This window comes from Gemmatimonadota bacterium (genome assembly GCA_022560615.1).
Classification (GTDB): domain Bacteria; phylum Gemmatimonadota; class Gemmatimonadetes; order Longimicrobiales; family Gaopeijiaceae; genus UBA1138.
This window is the reverse complement of sequence record JADFSR010000018.1, coordinates 67,532-88,899: the sequence shown is the minus strand read 5'-3', so window position 1 is coordinate 88,899 and position 21,368 is coordinate 67,532. Positions and strand designations below refer to the sequence as shown.

The window sequence follows — 21,368 nt, the reverse complement described above, 5'->3', positions numbered from 1 at the left end:
GCAAGGGGAAGGCGGTGTCAACCCATCACAGACCCGACGATCACCACGCCTTCCACGAAGACGCGAAGCCAGGGGATCTGAGCCTTCAATTACCGCCCATCCGCTCGCGAAGCTCGGTGAACCAGTTGGTGACCAAGACGACATCAGACCCAGCGGTCCCTACCTTCACCAAACTGCAACATCACGAACCGCGCCTCTTCCGCCGCGCCGGCTCACGTATGATCTGGTACTCGATCGTGAAACGCCGCGAGGAGTATACCGATGCCTCGGGCCGCGTGAAGCGGCGCACCGTGAAGGTCGAAAAGTCACTCGAGACGATGTCGAGGGGCCTGGCTGAGGAACGCGCCCGGGCCATCGCTCGGGAGATTGCCGAAGCCCGGTTGACGGGCGTGACCCCGGATACCCTGACCCTCGGCCAAGTCTTCCGCGCGTTTTTCCGGCTCAAGGCTCCCGGGCTCTCGCCCGAGTGGCGTCAGCTAGCCGAGACACGCCGCGACCTCTTCGAGGAAGCTTGGCGCCGGGACCGGATGGTGCAGGACATCTCACAGACTGACGTCGACACCTACGTGCGGATCAGACGATCGGGCGAGCTCGCGCCCGACCGAGGCGGCCGGAAGATGAACGGAGTGCGGGACGCGACGATCGCGCATGACCTCGCATGGTTGAGCTCCGTATTCAACTGGGCTCGCCGTCACAAGGTCAGTGGGCGCCGGCTGCTCCCGGACAACCCGCTGCACGACGTCACATGGCCGAAGGAGAAGAACGTTCGACGCCCGGTAGCGAGTCACCAGCGGTTCCTGTCCACGCTTGAGCATGTGGACACCGTGGACCATGACGGGCGGGTCCGGTGCATCCTCTCGCTTCTCAGGTACACGGGCCGGCGGTTGGGCGCTGTGTGTGAGCTCCGGGCAAACGACGTGCTCCGGACGACAGACGATGTCCGGACGGCACTCGCCGGCGCCGGCATGGATGAGCGCAGCGCGAGCACGTCGCCGCATGGAGCGATCAGGTGGTCCGACGAATACGATAAGGTCGGGCTGTTGAGCATCTCGCCGCTGTCGACGTACGCGCGTGAATCGGTAGATGCCTACCTGCGTCAGAATCCGCGCGTCGGCGCCGTGCCGCTCTTCCCTGCCACGAAGAATGTCGGCCAGGCCATCCGGGCCGACGTCGTCGCTAAGTGGCTTCTGCGGGCTGAGGAAGCCGCTGGGCTACCCAAGCTGGTGGGGAGCGTTGCTCACGCCTACCGACGGCTCTGGGCGACCGAGAGGAAGACTCTACCGGACGTTGATGTTGCGGCTACCGGCGGATGGAAGAGCACCCAAGCGTTGAAGCTCAGCTACCAGCACGCAGATCCAGCGACGGCGCTGAGGGTGGTGGAGAATCGGTGAAACCAGAAGGAGGGTCCAAGAAATGACCGTTCAAGTGGGAAGGAGCCTGGTGGACACGCTCGACCTCACCGATGAGGAAGCGGAGTTCATAACGCAGTCACTCACCGCGAATACCGCAGAGGGCATCCAGGCCCGAGTTGTCGTCGATATCTATGTGGTGAAGAGCCTTGGGAAGATGGTGGACGACCTGATTCAGTCGAACACTGACGCCGCCACGGCCAGCGGTAGGTACGCTCGGGCGTTGAACTTCCTGACGGGGGCTCTGGTCGCCGCGACCCTACTCCTCGTAGGCGTCGGGATCGCCCAAATCTCCTGGCGGTGACGATCTCGGGAGACATTCGAAAGACACCTAGCCAGACAAAGGAAGCGCCGCAGAGCCGTAAAGCCTTACGGCGCTTTATCTTACAACACTGGGGCGGGTGGGTTCGAACCACCAACCTCCTGGTTAACAGCCAGGCGCTCTGCCGGTTGAGCTACACCCCATCGCTTCGCTGACAGTATCGGTTCTCACGCTTTCGCTTCTGAACCGTCCACGAAAACGGCCGCGATCCTGCCTGGGATCGCGGCCGTCTCGCGTGCTGTCTGCTTAGCTACACGAGCTCGTCGCCGCCTCCCCTGACGGGATGGCAATTTCGATTCGAATTCGAATTACAGAACGAGTTCATCATGGCGGAAGTTTGCGGGACAACCGTGTCGGCGTCAACGCTACGCTTCAAGCTCCTTCAATGCGGCGACCGTCGAACGCACGTGCTCTGCGCTGTTCTGCAAGGCCGCCGTCTCGTCAGCATCGAGCTCAACTTCCAAGATACGCTGGAGACCGCCTTCACCGAGCACGCAAGGGACTCCCAGGTATATATCGTTCATGCCATACTCGCCCTGGAGCCAAGCCGCACAAGGCAGGATGCGCTTCTTGTCCTTCACCATCGCCTCAGCCATTTGCACTGCGGCGGCCGCCGGCGCGTAGTACGCACTCCCCGTCTTGAGGAACGCGACGATCTCGCCGCCGCCCTTCCGCGTCCTCTCGACCAGCGCGTCGATGCGGTCCTGAGCGAGAAGCTGGCTGAGCGGAATTCCACTCACCGACGTGTAGCTCGCGAGCGGCACCATCGTGTCGCCGTGCCCTCCCAGCACGAGCGCCTGGATATCTTCGATGCTGACGTCGAGCTCGAGCGCGATGAATGAGCGGTAGCGTGCCGTGTCGAGCACGCCGGCCATTCCAATCACGCGCTTCCGGGGGAAACCGGTTGTCTCGAGCGCGACCTGTGCCATCACGTCGAGCGGGTTCGTCACCACAATGACGATCGAGTCGGGCGCAACGCGCTTGATCTCCTCGGACACGGAGCGGACGACTCCGGCATTGATCTTCAGAAGATCGTCCCGGCTCATGCCAGGCTTGCGCGCGACACCGGCCGTCACGATGAAGATGTCGGAGCCCGCAGCCTCGTCATAACCGTTCGTGCCGATCATGCGGGAGTCACAGCCCTGGATAGGCGCACTCTCCCACTGGTCCAGCGCCTTGCCCTGCGGAATCCCCTCGGCGATGTCGACGAGGATCACCTCGCGGGCGAGTTCCTGTTGCGCGAGCAGCTGCGAGCAAGTGGCGCCGACGTGCCCGGCACCGACTACTGTGATCTTCTTCGCGCTCATGGGACGATATGGCTCCGCGGGGGTTCTCTTCAGAGATCGAACGACGTGATCCTCGGTCGCACGTGGAGTATAACGACCTGCTTGCCGCGGTCTACCCGCCGGTTTGAGACAGTGCGACGAGCCCACCGGACCCCACGTCACTGCCCTGGATGAGGTAGTGCCGCTCCGGCTTGATGCGGAGCGTTTCCTCGATGAGCGGCCGCAAGTCCTCGCCTGCGCGGAGCGGGTCGCGCAGGTTCGTTTCGATGTCCCCGAAGAGGCACGGGCGGAGTTGCCCGGAAGCCGTCAGCCGCATGCGATTGCACCGGTCGCAGTAGTTGTGACTCATCGGGGTGATGACCCCGACGGTTCCCGGAGCACCGGGAAACCGATAGTAGGTGGCGGGCCCGTTCCCGAACGGACCGTCGACCGCCTCCAGCTCTTCCATCGCGCGGACGCGGCGCAGCGCTTCGACGCATGACACGAAGCTGTTCGCACTCAGGTCGAGGTTGGCCCCGGTGGGCATGAGCTCTATGAAACGCACGTGCCAGGGGCGCTCGCGCGTGATGCGCGCGAAGTCTTCGATCTCGTCGTCGTTCTGCCCGCGGATGAGCACGACGTTGATCTTCAGAGGCGTGAAACCGACCTGCTCGGCGGCATCGAGCCCTTCCATGATCTTGGAGTACGAGCCGGGCCGGCGTGAAATCGCGTCCACGCGATCCGCCTGCAGGGAATCCAGGGAGATGTTGAGCCGCTGTACTCCGGCCTGCTTGAGCGCTTCGGCGTTCTCGGCGAGCAGCACCGCATTCGTGGACAGGGAGAGATCCTCGATCTCCGGCACCGCCGCGATCATGCGCACGAGATCGGGAAGGTCACGGCGGACTAGCGGCTCGCCTCCGGTGATACGGACGCGCTCGAGCCCCATTCCCGCCATAGTGCGCACGACGTGCGCGATCTCTTCGTACGAGAGAATCTCCTCGCGTTTGAGCCAGGGCAGCCCCTCGAGCGGCATGCAGTACACGCACCGCAGATTGCACTTGTCAGTGACTGAAATGCGTAGGTACTGCACGGCTCCGCCCAAATTGATCGATCACGCGTCGCCCCCTTTCCCAACGGCCGCGGCCTCACTGCCCGACGCGGTGCCCGGCGGCACGGTGCCTTCGACCCACTCGGAGACCCCGTCTATGTAGTGCTCCTTCTTCCAGACGGGAAGACGCTCCTTGAGCTGCTCGATCACGTACCGTGACGCCTCGTACGCCTCTGCGCGGTGCGGGCTCGAGACGGCGATCGCCACGCTGACCTCACCGATCGCCAGCTCTCCGAAGCGATGCACGACCGCAACGCGGTCCGTGCCCGAGCGCTCAGCGGCCTCTTCAGCGATCGTCCTCAGGACCTCGCCGGCCATCTCCTGGTAGGCGTCGTAGCGCATGCCCGAGACCGGTCGCTCGTCGGCGTGATCACGGACGACGCCCAGGAAGAGCACCGTCGCGCCGTCTCGGTCGGACCCAACCCGAGCCAGAACTTCGGCCGGGTCGATCGCTTCGGCCGCCACCCGCGCAAAGATCATGGTCAGCCACCCGCGACGGGCGGGATGAACGCGACCTCGTCTCCTGCGCCAAGGGGCTCGTCCAGCATCGCGTAGGTGCGATTGACAGCCACCGCAGGCTGCTCCGGCAAGATGTCGAACGGAGATCCCCGGCCCCTCAACTCTGCCACGAGGTCGGCAACCGTAGCGCCCTGCGCGAGCTCCACCGTCAGCTCGGAGAGCCCGAGCCGATCACGGTAGGCGGCAAAAAAGAGCGTACGGACAGAAACGGACATGAGTCCCTCAGAGAGAGCGGCGCGCCGAGTCGACTGAGCTTGGGAGACCCCGCAGGCTACGTCAACGTTCCTCTGAGAAACCCCCGAGCGTTGACAGCTCGGACCAGTGAGGCCGACGGAACGCATGTCCACCCCCGAACTGCCCAGGGCCGCCACCCGGTCGCACATCGCCGCCACCGCGGCGGCCGCCCCGGCCGTCCCCGCGTCCTGACTGGCCGCGGAGGCGCCGGATACGCTGACCGAGCTGCTCTCGTAGGGCCACGAGCCGTAAAACCTGGATGGGCGTGAGAACCTCGAGCAGTGCCTCGTGCTCCGCCCGGAATAGCTCTGCCTCTTGGATCCGCAGGGCGGACATGCGCTCCAGCAACTCCGCCGCCTCGGCTTGGTCCTGCCCACCTTCGAGCATCAGAGCCTCGACGCGGCGTCTCAGGGCCTGCTCCTGACGTCCCACCTGCCGGCGCTGCTCCTGGAATCCCTGGACGACCTCGTTGAGGCGGGCGTCCTCCTCCTCGCTGAGGCCGAGCTGCTCCCGCATCATCTCGGCCATGCGCGCGCGTACGCGCCGTTCCAGCTCCATCCTCTCTGGCCCCTGCCCTCTCCGCACCATCGGCGGCCTCCGCTGCGCCTCTAACGGCACAACCATGAGGAGCGAAACCAACAGAGAAAGCACGAATCCCGACCTGGCCAACTGCAATGTCCTCATACCGCACCTCCCGCTCCACCCACGTCCAGTTCATCTAGAAACTGCAGCAGCGCCTCGTCGCTCAGAGCATCGAGCGCCGGAGCGCCTGCGATGAGGCCGTCGTCACTGAGCCACAGCTCTCCGTCTTCGAGCTCGTACGCGTAGCTCGGAATCGCCGACTCGGGTTGTTCAGCACGGTCGAAAGAGATGCCGATACCGAGGGCGAGAGCCGCCACGGCGGCCGCGGTGATACCCCACCAGGGACGGCTGATCGATGTGCGGTCGTAACGCACGGCATCGCGGACCCGATTCGCGAGCCCGTCCGGCACGTCGACACGAGACTCGAATATCAGGCGTGCGAGCCCGACTTCGGCTCTGCACTCATCGCAAGCCCTCAGGTGCGACTGCACCGACGTGGCATCGAGCTTGGCGAGTCGCCCACTCACGTAGTCGGGAATCCACTCCCGCGCCGTTTCGCACTTCACATCGCTCATTGCATCAACTCCCTGAGCCGTCGGATCCCATGAAAGTAATTGACCCTGGCAGCACCCTCGCTGGATCCGATGATCTCGCCGATCTCCTTGAAGCTCAGCCCCTCTTCTATCCTAAGCGTAACGGAGAGTTTCTGCTTCTCCGGTAACGTTTCCATCATCCTTCGCGCCCGCGCGGCCTCCTGCGCATCGACCGCTTCCGTGTCCGGCGCCTTCTGCTCCGACCGCACCGGCCCCGCATCCTCTAGCGCCGTCTCTCTCCGGCGTCCTCTTCGGCGCAACGCGCCTCGCGCCTCGTTGCGCGCGATGGTGAGGACCCAGGTTCGAAAGGACGCCTCGCCCCGGAACCCTCCGAGCGCTCGAAACGCCTTGATGAACGCGTCCTGCACCACGTCCTGCGCCGCATCATCGTCCTGCAGCAATCCGAACGCCACGCGGTACGCAGCCGCGTGATGTCGCTCTACCAAACCGCTGAGGGCAGCGTCGTCACCGGCGCGCCCCCTTTCGACCAACTCCTCGTCGGAAAGAATCGCGCCCGACCGTTCGTCGTCCCTCACCGAACGTCAGACGCGCGCGCGCCCCGAAACGTTAAACGGGGAGGGGACTCGGCGAATCGACCGAGGAACGGTCCGCCCACGAATTAGCCGGAAGCTTCGTCCAGCCTGGCGACGCGGCTACGGAAATGCTTCGAGGGTTTGAACACGGGCACGGACCTCGACGGCACTTCGACCGGATCCCCGGTTCGGGGGTTGCGAGCCACGCGCGTCTTCCGCTTCCTCACCTTGAACGTGCCGAAGCCCCGGATCTCGATGTTGTCGCCGTTCGCGAGCGCAAGCTTCACGGCGTTCAGAAAACCATCCACGACGAGCGCGCAGTCCTTCTTGGTGATCCCAGGACCGATCGCTTCGGCCACCTGCTCAACCAGGTCCGCCTTCGTCATGGTTCCTCCAGAAGAGCGTCTTTCAATGGGCTTCTGAATCCAGCTGCCTCGCTAAGTGGGCAAGCACGGTAACGACGGCCTCGCACGACCGCAAGGTGACCGGAATCGTTGTGACAAATGGACTTAGGTGTGGGGTCTGGTTCAGGCGGAGGGCTCTCGTCGCTCTTCCATGAGCTCGAGGAACCGGTCGAAGAGGTAGCGACTGTCGTGGGGCCCCGGGGCGGCCTCCGGATGGTACTGCACAGAGAACACAGGATATTCGCGATGTTCGACGCCCTCGACCGTGAGATCGTACAGGTTGACGTGCGTGAGCCGCAGGTCGGGGGCCCCCGGAATCTCGTCGCCTTCCCCGCCGCTCACCGCGAAACCGTGATTCTGAGAAGTGATCTCCACCTTCTGGCTGTCGAGGTTCTTCACGGGATGGTTCCCACCGTGGTGTCCGAACGGGAGTTTGAAGGTGCTCGCTCCATAAGCGCGACAGATGAGCTGATGCCCCAGACAGATTCCGAAGACCGGGATATCGGCCTTTGCGAGCTCGAGGATCGCGGCCACCGCCTGCTCGACTGCCGCTGGGTCTCCGGGTCCGTTCGACACGAACATGCCGTCCGGCGGATCGTCGAGGATCTTCTCCACGGGCGTGTCCGCAGGAATGACAGTGACCCGACACCCACGTTCGGCAAGCAGCCTGGGGGAGTGGGCCTTCACACCGAAATCGTACGCGAGCACGTGGAAGCGCTCTTCCCCGACGGCGGGGACCGAGTACGGCTGCTCTGTCGAGACTCCACAGGCGAGGTCGCGACCCTCCATGAGCGGATGCGCCTGCACCTCCTCCATCACCTTCTCCTCGCACATCCCCACCGGAGCGATCGCCCCACGCATCGCGCCTTTTGAACGGATGTGGCGCGTGAGCGCACGCGTGTCGAGATCGGCGATCCCCGTGATGCCGTTCCGCTTCAGGTAGGCGCCGAGGCCGCCTTCGGAGCGCCAGTTGGAGTGGAGCCGCGACACTTCACGAACGATGAAGCCGGCAACCTGAGGCACTGGGGATTCCCGGTCCTCGGAGTTGACGCCGTAGTTGCCGATGAGCGGGTACGTCATCGTGACCAGCTGGCCCGTGTACGACGGGTCGGTCAGGACCTCCTGATACCCCGTCATGCATGTATTGAAGACCACTTCACCCAGCGCGAGATCGACCGCGCCCACGAAATCGCCGTCGAAGCGGCGACCGTCTTCCAGGAGTAGGTAGGCTGTGCTTTCCAGGAGATCCTCGCAGTGGTCGGTGGCGGGTCTTGGCGCGAAAGCTACCAACGGTGAGTTTGAGCCGCCACTTCTCAGGAGCACTCGATGAGCGCCGACGTCGTATACATCCACGCCGATGAATCGTGCCTGGGCAACCAGTTCCAGAAGAGCGCTAATCCCGGGGGAGCCGCAGGCCTCTTGGAGGTCTGGAAGGATGGCGAATGGGAGCGGCGGGACTACTGGATCAGCGCGCCGGACACGACCAACAACCGCATGGCGCTCAGTAGCGCGCTCGAGGCGCTTCGGGCCTTGAAGCGTCGCTGCACGATTCACTTCTTCTCGGACAGCCAGTACCTCGTGAAGGGAATCTCCGAGTGGATGCCGGGCTGGAAGCGACAAGGTTGGAAGAGGAAGGCCGGCCCGATCAAGAATCTGGAGCTCTGGAAGCAGCTCGACGCCGCGCTTCAACGCCACGACATGCGTCCACGCTGGGTAAAGGGCCACGCAGGGCACCCCGAAAACGAGTACGCCAACCACCTTGCGACCACCGCCGCGAAAGAGCGCTCCAAATCGGGCGGCCTCGTCGCCTCGGGTTTCCAGGAGTGGCTCGACGGCCAGCGCGAGAAGGGGAAATACCTGGATCACACGGAATTCCAGGCGCCGGCGGAGCGATTCGCGAGGAAGTAGGAGGTCCCAACGCAGGCCCGCGCCGAAGATGACCCCTCAAGAAAAGCGAAAGGGCCCGAACCGTAGTCGCCTACGATCGGGCCCTTTCCTCGAGGGACTGTTCTGGCCGCTTCACGCTGCGCCTTCAGCTCCCTACTGCGCTGTCGGATCCTGGCCTTGCTTGGGTCCGCCCTCGTGCAGGCGGCCAGGCCTCTCTCCTTATCACCCTCGTATGTCACGCGGTCCGCGACCGAGAGCACCCCTTCGCTTTCGGGGCTTCTGATGGGGGTCAGCGAACTCCCCCACCTGGATCCCCAGAAATCCCAAGTTCCGGTTCACCTCACCACCGCTACGCCGTCGCGCCCGGCAGCTCACTCTTCAGATTCATCTGAGGGATGACCAACGCCATCGTCTTTCGATGAGCCGCATCTGAATTGCAAAGGATAGATACCGGTTCAGGGACACGATCGCAAGGGTCCGGTGGAGAAACATCTGCGGTTCTACGTACGACGACCTAAACGCATGTTACATAACATGTTAGATGCTACGCCAAATGTTTTTTCGAGGTTTGTTCGGGCCGTACCGTAAACATATGGATTGGGGAACATTCTTTCTGGAAACAAATGGGTTCCTGCCCATCCAGAACTTGAAATTCACCTAAGAAAAGGCGGTCGCGAGAGCGGCCAGAAGCGCCGATCTTTGTTGTCTACGCTACAAGAATATCGCACGAAAAGACGTCGGCGAAGCGTTCGACGAAGGATTCCGACGCTTCCGGGACGCTCACTGGACGACCTAGCTCGCGCTGGAGCGACGTCACGTCCCGATCCGAGATCCCACAGGGCACGATCGTGCCGAAATAGTCTAGGTCGGTTGACACGTTGAGCGCCACGCCATGAGACGTGATCCACCCCGAAGAGACTCTGACACCGATCGCGGCGAGCTTCCCCATCTCGGTCCACACACCGGTCAGACCTTCGCTTCGCTCGGCTTGGACGTCGAATGACGCCGCCACTCCGATCAGCACGGTCTCCAGGTCTCTCAGGTAGCGGTGCAGGTCCTTGCGGTCTGGCTTGAGGTCCAAGATCGGGTATGCCACGAGCTGGCCGGGTCCGTGATACGTGACGTCCCCGCCCCTTCCCGACTTGAAGAGCTCGATGCCCAGGCGATCCCGCTCGGTCCGGTCCGCAAGGACATGAGCCGGGTCAGAGCTCGAACCGAGCGTAAGAACGTGCGGGTGTTCCAGAAGTAGAAGCGTGTCGGGGATGTCGGCGGCCCGCCGCTTGCTCACCAACTCGGCTTGTAACTCGAGTCCTTCAGCATACGGAACGACTCCCAGCTCTCGTAGCGCCAGGGTCCTACGCTGTGCGCTCATGCTCCGCGATCATGCGTCCTCGGGGAAGCTCTCGAGCATCTCCTTGAGGGCGGAAAGGAAGCGCGCGGAGTCCGCGCCGTCCACGATGCGATGATCGTACGCCAGTGAGAAGAGTGACCGCTTCCGGATCGCCATTGAATCGGCCCCGGTCTCCGAGTCCGAGACCACCACGACGCGCTTTTCGATCGCGCCCGTGCCGAGGATGGCCGATGTCCCCTTGGGGATGATCGGGAGTCCCACCAGCGTACCTAGCACCCCGGGGTTCGTGATGGTGAACGTCGCACCCTGAATCTCGGCCGGCATGAGCTGTCGGTCGCGCGCGCGCGTTGCCACGTCGACGATCTTGTTGCCGATCCCGATGAGCCCCAGGTGGTCCGCGTCGTGGATCACTGGAACGATCAAGCCCGGGTTGAGGTCGACCGCCATCCCTAGGTTCACGTTGCCTCGGTAGATCACGTTGTTTCCCGAGACCGCAGAGTTGACCATAGGAAAGTCACGCAGCACACGCGATACCGCCCACGCCACGAAGGCCGTGTAGCTGACGCGCGCGCCCTGTGCCGCCCAGCGGGCCTTGTTGGCGGACCGGATGCGGTCGACCGCCGAGAAATCGATCTCGATGAACGAGTGAACGTGCGGCGCGACCCGCTTGGCCATGACCATGTGCGCGGCAGTGAGAAGACGGATCTTGTCCATCGGCTCTACCTGGTCGGCTGCGCGGACCGGGTATTCGGGATGCTGAACCTCGCCGTAGAACGCGGACCACAGATCGGAAGCAGCCGCTGCGGCGGCAGCAGGAGCCGAGGCTGAAATGGACAGCGCCGCGGCGGGGGCAGAAGCCGGGGGAGCGGGAGCGGCAGGAGCAGCGGGCTGGGCCGGAACCGCTCCGGCACCCGATTCGATGAAGCTCAGGATGTCCCGCTTGGTCACGCGACCGGCATGCCCGGTCCCCGGTACACTCGCGATATCGACACCCTGTTCGTCCGCGATCTTCCTGACGACTGGAGTAGAGCGAGTGCGCAACCGATCCTCGGCGCTCTCCGCGACGCTCTCCGTGCCATCCGACGGAGCCGCGGCAGAGATAGCGGTCGGCGGTGCCGGTGCGGGCGCTTCCGCGGCGGGCGCCGTCGCTGCTGGCGCAGCAACCGCAGCCTGTGCGGTGGCGGACGGCGCGGCGCCGTCGGTATCGATGAACGCCATCGTGGTGCCGACCTCGACGGTCTCGCCCTCTTCGACCGAGATCTCCACCAACGTCCCCGACGCGGGCGCCGGGATCTCCGCGTCGACCTTGTCGGTCGAAATCTCCAAGATGGGCTCATCGCGCTCGACGGCATCCCCGAGCTGCTTGAGCCACTTCGAGACGGTGCCCTCAGCAATCGACTCACCCATCTGGGGCATCGGGACTTCAATGCGAGCCACGCTCGATCACTCCGCTCTGTCGTTTCTGGGTAGCGACGCGTCGCTTACCCTCGGCGCCGCCCTTCGGTCCTTGGTGCTTCTTCTAGAATCAATAGGCGGCGAGATAGCGCGCCGCTTTTACTATATCGTCCGTCTGGGGGAGGAAGTAGTCCTCCAGCGAGCCCGCATACGGGACGGGCGCATCGATGGCCGTCACCCGCAGAATCGGGCCGTCCAGCCACTCGAACGCCCTCTCACTGACCCTGATCGCGATCTCGCCTGCGATGCCTCCGGTCCGTGTGTCCTCGTGCACGACGAGCAGCCTCCCCGTTCGCTTCACGCTTTCAACGATCGCGTCTTCGTCGAGCGGGAGCAGCGTCCGCAGGTCGATGACCTCGACGCTGACGCCGTCGCCCTCGAGGGTCCGCGCGGCCTCAACCGATTTGTGAACCATCGCTCCGTACGTGACGATCGTGAGGTCCTCGCCCTCGAGTACCGTGCGGGCCTCACCGAGCGGGACGACGTAGTCCTCGGCCGGAAGAACCTCGCGCAGCGCCGGAGCCCGATAGAGCCCCTTGTGCTCCTCGAAGATGACCGGATTATCGTCACGAATCGCGGCTTTGATGAGTCCCTTCGCGTCGTACGCCGTGCTCGGGTACACGATCTTGAGCCCTGGCGTGTGGAAGAACGCCATCTCGATGTTCTGCGAATGGAACGGCCCACCGCGGTTCCCGCCGCCCACCGGCCCTCGGATCACCATGGGCATCGGCCCGGCTCCACGGTAGAGCGAGGTCGCGATATAGTTGGTCAGCACATCGTATGCGGGCGAGATGAAGTCCATGAATTGCATCTCGACCACTGGCCGGAGCCCCATGTGAGCGGCCCCGGCTGCGGCCCCGGTGAAGCCCCCTTCGGCAATCGGTGTGTCGATCACGCGGCGGTCACCGAACTCCTCCAGGAAGCCGCGCGTGACCTTGAAGGCCCCACCGTACACGCCGATGTCCTCCCCCATCAGGAAAACGCTGTCGTCGCGCACCATCTCCTCGTATAGGCCCTCGCTGATCGCCTCCAACAGCGTGACCGCTTCACCCCGTGCGGTCTTCTGCAGATGCTCAGGGACGGCTCGGCTCATGATCGGTCTCTCACGCGGTGCGCGGGTCCGGCACCTCAGCCCGCGTCCAGGGGTGGGGCATCGGCACGTCGGTGTATACGTCGTCCACCGCGTCGGGCCCGTGAGGAACCGGCTCAGCCATCGCACGCTCGGCAGCAGACCTACACTGATCCTCGACCTCCTGGCGAATCGCCTGCAGCTCATCCTCCGGGGCCCATCCGCGATCGAGAATACGGGCATGGAAGAGCTCGATCGGATCGCGGGCTTCCCACTCTGAGATGAGCGCGGGGTCTACGTAGTCCATAGGATCATGCTGCGCGTGCCCCAGGCGGCGGAAGTAGCGCAGCTCCACCATCTGCGCTCCCTCGCCGGAACGCGCGCGAGTAGCGGCGCGGGCCACGGCCTCGTATACGGCGACGACATCGGTCCCGTCGACCGACTCGGCTCCGATCCCGTATCCCGGTGCCTTTTGCGTGAAGCTCCCGAGGCGGGTGTTCTTGACGGTCGGGCTCGAGAACGCCCACTCGTTGGCCTCGACCATGAGGATCAGAGGGCAGCGCTGGACGGCTGCGAAATTCAGCCCCTCGTGCCACGCCCCGGTCGAAGACGCGCCGTCGCCGTAGAAGACCATGCCCACCCGGTCTTCGCCGCGGAGGTTGAAGGAGAGCGTGATGCCCGCCATGACCCCGAGCATGGTCCCCAGGGGCGACACCGGACCCACGAAGCCCTTCTGATAGTCGACCCAGTGTACGTTCGCCTCGCGACCCTTGGTCGGGCCCGTGGCGCGCGCCATGTACTGACGGAAAAAGTCGATCAGCTCTCCGCCGAAGACGAAGAGTGCTCCCGCTGCGCGTACGGTCGGAGCTAAGAAGTCACCCGTGCCGTCCGTCCGGCGCCGAAGTGCGAACGCCGCCCCGACGGCGCCCGCTTCCTGTCCCAGCGAGCGGTACAGGCCGCCCGTCACATGATCCTGCTTCTGAAGAAGCTCGAGGCGTTCCTCAGCTGCCCGCGTTAGGCACAGGGCGCGATACAGCTCGAGGAGCTGGTCGCGGTCGAGCCCTGGAGAAAGGTTTTCAGCCACGGCTCATCGAGTCAGGGGCTCGGAAGGGGTCAGTTCCCCGAGTTGCCTGGATCTCCGGCGTCCACGTTTCCCGGGCTCTGCGCGGGCTGATTCCCGAGTCCGGGTAGAACCGGCGCCGGCGCGGTCACTGGAGCTTCGATCTGGATGATGGACGAAGGCTGCCGGGCACGCGAGGACATGATGGAAAGAACCAGCGCCAGCAGCATGAAGATGGTGCCGGAAGTCCATGTGGCACGCGTCAGCACCGTGGTGGCCTGGCGGCCGCCGAGGATGCCTTCGGTCATGGCGGCGCCCCCGCCTACGGCTGCGAGCCCCCCCCCCTTTCCGGACTGGAGGAGGATGATGACCGTCATGAAGATGCCGTCCAATACGAGGGCAGCGAGCAAGAATCCGTACATCTCTGCTATGAATCCCTTCAAAGTGAGACGTTAAACGTCGATGAGGTCCAAAGGGGTGTCAACGCCTTCTAGGCGCCCCCTGCTGCTGCGATCTCGGCGAAGGAATGGGGATCCAGGCTGGCGCCGCCGACCAACACGCCGTCTACGTTCGCGGCAGCGAGCAGATCGGCGACGTTACCCGGCTGTACGGAGCCTCCGTACAGGATTGGCGTGCGCGCGGCGGCCGCGAGGCCCAGGGCAACCTCGAGCCTAGTCCGAAGCGTCCTGTGGGCATTTGCCGCGTCGTCCGGGGTCGCGGTCTCTCCGGTGCCGATGGCCCAGACCGGTTCGTACGCGAGCAAGAACCGGCCGTCGTCACCCTCGAGCGCCTCCAGCGCCGCATCCAACTGCGCGAGGATGACCTCATCGACCCTACCGTCCTGCCGCTCTGCGAGGGTCTCTCCCACGCAAACCACCGGAACCAGGCCATGCCGACAGCCAGCCGCGATCTTCAAGGCCACCTCTTCGTTGGTCTCGCCGAAGACGTGCCGTCGCTCCGAGTGGCCGACGAGGACGTGGCTAGCTCCGACTTCGGCCGCCATCGCGGCGGAGGTCTCACCGGTGAACGCGCCCCCATCCTGCCAATGGATGTTCTGTGCGCCGATCTGAATCCGGGGATCGCGCTCGGGGCACGCCGCGGCGACCCCCAATGAGACCACGGGAGGGAAGATCAGCAGCTCGTTCTTCCCGCCGCGTTCGTCCAGGGTCAGCCCGGCAAAAAAGGCCCGCGTCTGGGCCGCACCCATATTCATCTTCCAGTTGCCAGCGATCACAGCCATCCGGCCTACTCCCTATCGCTCAGTGACTCGACCCCGGGCAGCGCCGCCCCCGCCAGCAGCGCGAGCGAGGCGCCGCCGCCGGTTGATACGTGGCTCAGCCGGTCGACGACACCGGCCTGCTCTGCCGCCGCCGCCGAATGCCCCCCTCCCAGGACGCCGAGCGCTCCCTCGTCACACGCATCGGCTACGGCGCGCGCCAGCTCCACCGTGCCTGCGGCGAACGCCGGGATCTCGAATACCCCCATGGGTCCGTTCCAGACGACCGTGCGGGCGCGGGAGACGATGCCCCGGTAGATGGCACACGTCTCAGGGCCGATGTCAACGATTCGGTCCGTCTCGCCGACTTCCGTCCGAGCCACCACTCGCCCCGGCGCGTCGTGGGAGATCTCGTCCGTCACCACGCAGTCCATGGGTAGGGTGAGTTTGTCCCCAGCGGCCTGGATCAACTCGGCCGCCATGTCGATGCGATCCTCTTCGACGAGTGACTCGCCTGTAGCCAACTCCATCGCACGAAAGAACGTGTTCGCCATCGCCCCCCCGATGAGCAGGCGATCCACACGCGGTAGGAGCGCCTCGACCACATCGATCTTCCCCGAGATCTTCGCTCCGCCGAGGATCGCCACGAAGGGTCGCTCAGGGCTCTCGAGCGCATCCCCCAGGAACTCGAGCTCACGCGCCATCAGGAGTCCCGCGACCGCTTCGCCACCTCGCTCTCTCACCGCCCTCGCTAGACCCGCTGTCGAGGCATGTTCCCGATGAGCGGCCCCGAATGCGTCGTTCACGAACAGGTCGGTCAGGCCGGCCCAGGTGGCCGAGAGTTCCGGTTCGTTCACGGTCTCACCCGGGTGGAAGCGGGTGTTCTCGAGCAACGCGATTTCTCCGTCATCGAGTGCGAATACCGCATTCTCTCCGCCCCGGCCAACGGCGTCCCGTACGAAGGCCACAGCGGTCCCGAGCCGACCGCCCAGGTACTCGGCTACGGGGGCGAGCGAGAAGTCCGGATTCGGGCGTCCCTTCGGCCGACCCATGTGGGACAGGACGACCGTGCGAGCGCCGGATTCGCGGAGCACCGTGAGCGTCGGCAGCGAAGCCTCGATGCGCTGGACGTCCAAGACGCGGCCGGACTCCACACGCACGTTGAGATCCGCGCGGACCAGAACCGTGCGACCGCCCAGGGTCGTTCGGTCGATGTCGGCGAGGGTCTTCTTCAGGGGCTCAGTCCCAGTTCTGATCCGGGTCCTCGCGCCGATCCAGGTCACGCTGAGCGACGATGCCGGCACCAACCTCCGGAACGTCAACGATGATTCGGAGTGTGTGCCTACCCCGCTCGACGTCACTGAGCGCGACCGTGAGGAACTCGCTCGTGAGGCCGCCCGCGGCCGGGAACCGATCCCAGGTCGGTCGGAAGCCCTTTTCGCCGGCGGGACGGATCGGCACGCCGGTCACGACACCGGTCTCCCGATCCACGACCTCGGCACGCAGTCGGTACCAAGGCACGGAAGCTCCTGTCTCGTATACTTCGAAGTAGACTCCAACTGCTTCAGTATCCAGTGGGCCGACGAGCGAGAGCGGCTCGAGCCACTTCGCGTAGCGCGAGACGTCCTTCGACGACCCTGTCGGCCGGACCAGGAGCAGGTCCGAAACCGCCACCGACTGATGCACGACCAGCGGAGTCACGGCTTCACGGATCGAGCCGGCCTGGCCGGTCCTCCGGTTGAACAACTCGACTACCACGCTCGCGACCTCCGGTGAGGTCAGTGCCCGTATCGAAACCGGGGCGACTTCGGCTCTAATGCGACGCTGCGTGACGGAGATCTTGTTCCCCTCGGCGTCCATCAAGAAGAGCCCGAGGTCGAGCGTATCGGACGGATCACTCGCGAGGAACTCTGGCACCTCGGTGTGGATCTGGACCTCGAGCACTCCGGGCTCACCGCCATAGAAGCGCGTGACCTGCCCCGGAAGCGTGAACACCCTCCGGCTCGCGGCACCGTAACGATGCGGAAGCACCTCGCGGAGGTCGTCCACGTACGCACGCCCTTCCGTGGTCAGGTCCATCGCCAGCGAAGAGCCTATCCTAGAGAACGTGAAGTCGGGGCCGGCACCGTAGTCCCAGAACTCAGTGCGGAGTCCCGCGCTCTGTCCGATGGCCTTGACGTCGGTGGGCCGCCCATAGCGAATCCAAACCTCGGCCGGGTCGCTGTCAGCCGATCCGAAGCGCAGTTGGGCGTACGCCGAGCGCGCGATGTGCTCGACGGACCGCTCGTTCACCGAGGTCGACAGGATGGGGTCGAGCGGAGCCCAAAACCGCTTCTCCCAGTCCCTGCGGTCGTCGCCCGAAGCGCGCCGATAGTCGGCAAGACCTTCTTCGTCCAGAACGAAGTGCACGTCCTGAAGCGCGTCCGCCTCGGTTTCGGGCAAACCGCGAAGCGCCAGCGTGAACTGGTTCTGGGCCTCGTCCGATCGAGCCAGGCGCTGGAGCGCCAGACCACCGATGAGCAACCCGTAGGGGTGGCCTCCGGAGGCTCGCACGAAGCGCCGGGCACCGTCGAGGACCTCGCTCCAACGGCCCTCGTCGGCCAGCGCAAGCAGGACTTCGACGTTCGCGCCGACATGCTCCGGATAGGCAGTAACGGCGGTGTGGAACGACCCCATCATCTCAGCGAGATCATCTGCCCCTCGCTGATCCGTCGCCTCGAAACCGGAATCCAATACGTCAGCGAGCGCCGCTGGACAGAGGTAGTTCCAAGCGATGAGCCGGTCCGCCGAAGCGAAGTCACCGTCGGCTCGCCCCCTCGACGTGACCGGGGCGCACGCTGCCGCGCCGAAAGCGTCCGCGGACACTCGGCCAAGATCGCGGTACGCGAGCCAAGCTTCCTTGATCAGCGTCGCCCGCTGGTAATGGAGTTCGGCAAAGAGGCTTGGACTGACGCCACCACGCGCTCGCTCAGCGCGCTGCACACCACGCTCGAAGAGCGCGCGCGCTTCGGTTCGCAAGCCCTGCTTCCGACGGATCCGGGCCAGCGCCAACAGTGGAGCCGGATTGTTCGGGTCGCGGACCATCGCCTGCTCGAGCACCAAACTGACCTCCGAGCGCCACTGAGTCGGGGCGACGCCCGCCGGGGGCTCCCCGGCGAGAATCGACTCGATGGGACCCAACTCTTCGATGACGCGGTCGTCGTCGATTGCGGCCTCGAGAAGCTCTCCGGCCTCCCGCTGCACAGGAGCCAGCAGAGCGATCTCACCCTGCCACTCGGGGATCAACGTCAGGTCGAGCGGTTCGTCGATTTCCGGGCCGTCGAACGGGTCTACGACCGGAAACGCAAGCGGATCGATCGCATCCGGGTTCGCCTGGAAGACGATGGGGAACTCGACCCAAGTTCCAACCGCCTTTCCCCGCCTGGTGGCGGGCACGAAGCGGATCGACGGGGCTACCCGAAGCGCCACGCCGTCGAGCTCAGGCACGCCCGAGCCCTGCACAAGGTTCACGAAATCGACCGATCCTGTCGAGTCGACCCAGAGCATCAGCGCTACGGAGCCACCGACCCCCGCACGCTGAAGCGTCAGGGGATAGCCCCGACCCACCAGCGCCTCCAAACGAGCGCGATCCTTCACCTCGGGCAATGTCGGCGCGGGCCACTCGGTCCGGTCGATCGCCTCCGGCGCTGCCGGCAGATCCATCGGCACCGTACCGCGCTCAGCCGCCTCTTCCGTCTCCTCGACGATCGGCGACCCGGCAACCACCTGTGTCGGGTCCGGCTCAGCGAGTTGCACCTCTGCCGGCACATCCGCCGAATCGGCTTCGTCACTTTGGAATGCGCCGATCAGACGGACCAGCGATGCTCGAGCCGAAGGCACCGCGGCGGTCATCAGAAGCAGCGCCACCAAAACGGCGGCCGGAAACGGACGGAACGAAGTCCGCCGCCGTGACTCCAGACGATCCCATTCCTGTGACAGCTCCGCCTGAAGTTCGGGTCCGAACGAGGGCCGTTCCTCATAGCGGATCGAGGACAGCTCGGCATCCAACGAGCGCAGCTCATCGGGCACCCGCAAGGCCACGCTGTCGAATCTATTCTTCATGGTCCCGCATGTCCGCCGTGGAATCCTGCACCACGTCCTTCAGGCGCTTTAGCGCGCGGTGGAGACGCACAGCAACAGCGTTGTTGCTGATGTCCAGGTGCTCGGCGATCTCGGCGTTCTGGAGCCCCGAACCGTATCGGAGCGAGAGGATGTCCTGATCGGCCTTCCCCAGCATCTGACTTCCGTTCAGCAGCCTCTGAATCCGCTCCTGTTTGATGACTCGTTCTTCCGCCGAAGGCACATTGGCGACCAGATCCGGGATCCGGTCGAGAGATACGTGGAGCGAGCCCCTCCGCTTCAGGGCTCTCAGGTGGTCGGTCACGGCGTTGCGAGCGATGCGCAGGAGCCATGTGCGAGGCGACGCCCGGGAAGCGTCGTACCGATCGAACGACCTCAATGCCTTCATGAAGACGTCGGAGGTCACATCCTCGGCCGCTTCGCGCGTGGCTACCCGGAAGCGTATGTAACGAAAGACGGCACTCTGGTGCTCACGAAACCACGTCCCGAAGTCGTGCGGTAGTCCCGAAAGCGAGCGGGCCGGAGCCACGCCCGTCGCTGGGTCGGATACTCTTTGCAGTGTCTGCATCGCCCTCGTATACGGGGACTTAGCCACTGACCTTACACGTGCGCGACGCGGGCCTAGGCCTCGACGGGCGCCGGGAGGCGCTCCCCGACGTAGCGCACGAGGTCCACGACACGATTCGAGTAGCCCCACTCGTTGTCGTACCAGGAGAGGACTTTCACCATCCGGCCCGCCATGACCGAGGTGGAGAGCGCGTCGACGATCGAGCTGAGTGGGTTTCCCCGGTAGTCGATGGAGACGAGAGGCTCGTCCGAAACGTCCAGGATGCCTTCCAGGGCACCACTCGCGGCGTCCCGGAAGGCCGCGTTGACCTCTTCCGCCGTGGTGTCCTTCTCCACTTCGACGACGACGTCGACGATGGACACGTCAGCGATCGGCACACGAAGGGCCATGCCGTCGATGCGACCCGCGACGGCCGGGAATACGAGCCCGGTCGCCTTCGCGGCGCCGGTGGTGGTCGGGATCATAGAAATGCCGGCAGCACGAGCGCGCCTGAGGTCGCTGTGCGGAAGATCCAGGATGCTCTGGTCGTTCGTGTACGCGTGGATGGTCGTCATCAGTCCGTGTCGGAATCCGAAGCTCTCTGTGAGGACCTTCACCACCGGCGCGAGGCAGTTCGTCGTGCAGCTCGCGTTGGAGATCACATCGTGACTGTCGGGATCGTACTGATCGTGGTTCACGCCGAGCACGATGGTGATGTCCTCGTTCTTCGCGGGGGCGGAGATGATCACCTTCTTCGCGCCCGCGGTGAGATGCTTGGCAGCGCCATCACGGTCCAGGAAGTGGCCCGTCGACTCGATTACGATGTCGATCCCGAGGTCCGCCCATGGGAGCTGGGCGGGGTCGCGCTCGCTGAAGACAGTGACCTCGTCGCCGTCGACGACCAGGCTGCCCTCACCGACTTCGACGGTACCAGGGTAGCGCCCGTGCACGGAGTCGTATCTTAGCAGGTGAGCGAGCGTCGCGGCGTCGGTGAGATCGTTCACGGCGACGAAGTCGATGTCAGCACCGCCGGCCTGCTTCGCACTGCGAAGAACGTTGCGGCCAATGCGACCGAATCCGTTGATGGCTACCCGGATTGGCATGAGCGTGGCTCCTACTGGATCGAGTGCTGAGGCAGCCTAAAAGGTAACGCCTAGGCGGCCGTGAGCGGGTCGTCCGGCAGGGCCCTCGCGTAGGCGATCAGAGTGACCTGCGCGGCCCCGGCCGCGATCAATGTCTCGGCGGCTTCACAGGCGGTCGCTCCTGTGGTGAGCACGTCGTCGATCAGGAGGACGTGGGACCCGTCCAGCACCGCCGCGGCCCCGGCGGCCAGGGAGAACGCGCCAGCCACGTTCGCGCGCCGCTCGGAGGGGTGCAACGACGTCTGAGAAGCACTCGCCCCAGTGCGTACCAGCAGCTCTTCCAGCGCCAGCGAACGGGCGCTGGCGTAGCATTCGGCGAGCAAGCCCGCCTGGTTATAGCCACGTGTTCGCAGGCGCCGTGTGGTCGTCGGGACCGGCGCTACGAGCTCTCGCCCACGGTCGCTTGGGACCGAGAGCGGTGTCATCGCCGAAGCCATGAGCGGGGCCAATTCCGGCCACCCCTCGTACTTGAGCGCGTGCACGAGGTCATCCGCGGGCGGCGCGAGCACGTATGCATAGCGCGCAGCGGAAAGCGGGGCCGACCAGTCCCGGC

The 21,368-nt window shown here is 64.9% G+C and carries 23 protein-coding genes and 1 tRNA gene; 3 read left to right on the top strand and 21 right to left on the bottom strand.

All coding sequences use genetic code 11. The features are described 5' to 3' along the window. Positions 1–236 precede the first annotated feature (236 nt). Both IIB36_11800 and IIB36_11795 read left to right on the top strand, forming a co-directional pair. Complete coding sequence (locus IIB36_11800; GenBank protein MCH7532423.1) at positions 237–1,391, top strand: hypothetical protein; 1,155 nt, start codon at positions 237–239, stop codon at positions 1,389–1,391. A gap of 22 nt (positions 1,392–1,413) precedes the next feature. Next, positions 1,414–1,713 (top strand): hypothetical protein, encoded by a 300-nt coding sequence (locus IIB36_11795; GenBank protein ID MCH7532422.1) that lies wholly within the window; start codon positions 1,414–1,416, stop codon positions 1,711–1,713. Positions 1,714–1,801: 88 nt separating this feature from the next. Here the strand turns inward: IIB36_11795 and IIB36_11790 are convergent. The 10 genes from IIB36_11790 to carA all read right to left on the bottom strand — a co-directional run bounded on the left by IIB36_11790 (position 1,802) and on the right by carA (position 8,211). Beyond that, positions 1,802–1,874, bottom strand: a tRNA-Asn gene (locus IIB36_11790). Positions 1,875–2,096: 222 nt separating this feature from the next. After that, positions 2,097–3,038, bottom strand: a complete 942-nt coding sequence (gene mdh / locus IIB36_11785) for a malate dehydrogenase (protein ID MCH7532421.1) — start codon at positions 3,036–3,038, stop codon at positions 2,097–2,099. A gap of 91 nt (positions 3,039–3,129) precedes the next feature. Next, a complete protein-coding gene (gene moaA / locus IIB36_11780) occupies positions 3,130–4,104 on the bottom strand; it encodes a GTP 3',8-cyclase MoaA (protein ID MCH7532420.1) in 975 nt (324 codons plus the stop codon). A 3-nt stretch (positions 4,105–4,107) separates the two neighbouring features. Further along, complete coding sequence (locus IIB36_11775; protein MCH7532419.1) at positions 4,108–4,584, bottom strand: molybdenum cofactor biosynthesis protein MoaE; 477 nt, start codon at positions 4,582–4,584, stop codon at positions 4,108–4,110. 2 nt (positions 4,585–4,586) lie between these two features. Then, positions 4,587–4,838, bottom strand: coding sequence for a molybdopterin converting factor subunit 1 (gene moaD / locus IIB36_11770; protein ID MCH7532418.1), 252 nt, complete (start codon positions 4,836–4,838; stop codon positions 4,587–4,589). Positions 4,839–4,899: 61 nt separating this feature from the next. Beyond that, positions 4,900–5,541, bottom strand: a complete 642-nt coding sequence (locus tag IIB36_11765; protein MCH7532417.1) for a hypothetical protein — start codon at positions 5,539–5,541, stop codon at positions 4,900–4,902. Next, positions 5,538–6,014 (bottom strand): zf-HC2 domain-containing protein, encoded by a 477-nt coding sequence (locus tag IIB36_11760; GenBank protein MCH7532416.1) that lies wholly within the window; start codon positions 6,012–6,014, stop codon positions 5,538–5,540. The genes IIB36_11765 and IIB36_11760 overlap by 4 nt, the downstream gene beginning before the upstream one ends. Beyond that, a complete protein-coding gene (locus IIB36_11755) occupies positions 6,011–6,568 on the bottom strand; it encodes an RNA polymerase sigma factor (GenBank protein MCH7532415.1) in 558 nt (185 codons plus the stop codon). Before IIB36_11755 ends, IIB36_11760 begins: the two co-directional genes overlap by 4 nt. Positions 6,569–6,651: 83 nt before the next feature. Further along, the gene (locus IIB36_11750) at positions 6,652–6,951 is read right to left on the bottom strand and encodes an integration host factor subunit beta (protein MCH7532414.1); all 300 of its coding nucleotides are present in this window, start codon (positions 6,949–6,951) and stop codon (positions 6,652–6,654) included. 141 nt (positions 6,952–7,092) lie between these two features. Next, complete coding sequence (gene carA / locus IIB36_11745) at positions 7,093–8,211, bottom strand: glutamine-hydrolyzing carbamoyl-phosphate synthase small subunit (protein MCH7532413.1); 1,119 nt, start codon at positions 8,209–8,211, stop codon at positions 7,093–7,095. Between the two features lie 84 nt (positions 8,212–8,295). On the opposite strand from carA, the gene rnhA reads away from it, so the two are divergent. Further along, a complete protein-coding gene (rnhA, locus tag IIB36_11740; protein ID MCH7532412.1) occupies positions 8,296–8,877 on the top strand; it encodes a ribonuclease HI in 582 nt (193 codons plus the stop codon). A 685-nt stretch (positions 8,878–9,562) separates the two neighbouring features. Here the strand turns inward: rnhA and lipB are convergent. From lipB to IIB36_11685, 11 genes are all read right to left on the bottom strand, one after another. Further along, complete coding sequence (gene lipB / locus IIB36_11735) at positions 9,563–10,228, bottom strand: lipoyl(octanoyl) transferase LipB (protein ID MCH7532411.1); 666 nt, start codon at positions 10,226–10,228, stop codon at positions 9,563–9,565. 9 nt (positions 10,229–10,237) lie between these two features. Then, positions 10,238–11,644: a 2-oxo acid dehydrogenase subunit E2 gene (locus tag IIB36_11730; protein ID MCH7532410.1), complete on the bottom strand. Its 1,407-nt coding sequence runs from the start codon at positions 11,642–11,644 to the stop codon at positions 10,238–10,240. 88 nt (positions 11,645–11,732) lie between these two features. Then, positions 11,733–12,755 carry an alpha-ketoacid dehydrogenase subunit beta gene (locus IIB36_11725; protein ID MCH7532409.1) on the bottom strand — a complete coding sequence of 341 codons (1,023 nt, stop codon included), beginning with the start codon at positions 12,753–12,755 and terminating at the stop codon, positions 11,733–11,735. Between the two features lie 10 nt (positions 12,756–12,765). Next, complete coding sequence (locus IIB36_11720) at positions 12,766–13,815, bottom strand: thiamine pyrophosphate-dependent dehydrogenase E1 component subunit alpha (GenBank protein MCH7532408.1); 1,050 nt, start codon at positions 13,813–13,815, stop codon at positions 12,766–12,768. Positions 13,816–13,844: 29 nt separating this feature from the next. Then, positions 13,845–14,213: a preprotein translocase subunit SecG gene (gene secG / locus IIB36_11715; GenBank protein ID MCH7532407.1), complete on the bottom strand. Its 369-nt coding sequence runs from the start codon at positions 14,211–14,213 to the stop codon at positions 13,845–13,847. A 68-nt stretch (positions 14,214–14,281) separates the two neighbouring features. Beyond that, positions 14,282–15,031 (bottom strand): triose-phosphate isomerase, encoded by a 750-nt coding sequence (locus IIB36_11710; GenBank protein ID MCH7532406.1) that lies wholly within the window; start codon positions 15,029–15,031, stop codon positions 14,282–14,284. 5 nt (positions 15,032–15,036) lie between these two features. Then, positions 15,037–16,242, bottom strand: a complete 1,206-nt coding sequence (locus IIB36_11705) for a phosphoglycerate kinase (protein ID MCH7532405.1) — start codon at positions 16,240–16,242, stop codon at positions 15,037–15,039. A gap of 4 nt (positions 16,243–16,246) precedes the next feature. After that, the gene (locus IIB36_11700) at positions 16,247–19,108 is read right to left on the bottom strand and encodes a TonB family protein (protein ID MCH7532404.1); all 2,862 of its coding nucleotides are present in this window, start codon (positions 19,106–19,108) and stop codon (positions 16,247–16,249) included. Then, complete coding sequence (locus IIB36_11695; protein MCH7532403.1) at positions 19,098–19,694, bottom strand: sigma-70 family RNA polymerase sigma factor; 597 nt, start codon at positions 19,692–19,694, stop codon at positions 19,098–19,100. Before IIB36_11695 ends, IIB36_11700 begins: the two co-directional genes overlap by 11 nt. Positions 19,695–19,747: 53 nt before the next feature. After that, positions 19,748–20,776 carry a type I glyceraldehyde-3-phosphate dehydrogenase gene (gap, locus tag IIB36_11690; protein MCH7532402.1) on the bottom strand — a complete coding sequence of 343 codons (1,029 nt, stop codon included), beginning with the start codon at positions 20,774–20,776 and terminating at the stop codon, positions 19,748–19,750. A gap of 50 nt (positions 20,777–20,826) precedes the next feature. Beyond that, a complete protein-coding gene (locus IIB36_11685; protein ID MCH7532401.1) occupies positions 20,827–21,297 on the bottom strand; it encodes a ComF family protein in 471 nt (156 codons plus the stop codon). Between the last annotated feature and the right edge of the window lie 71 nt (positions 21,298–21,368).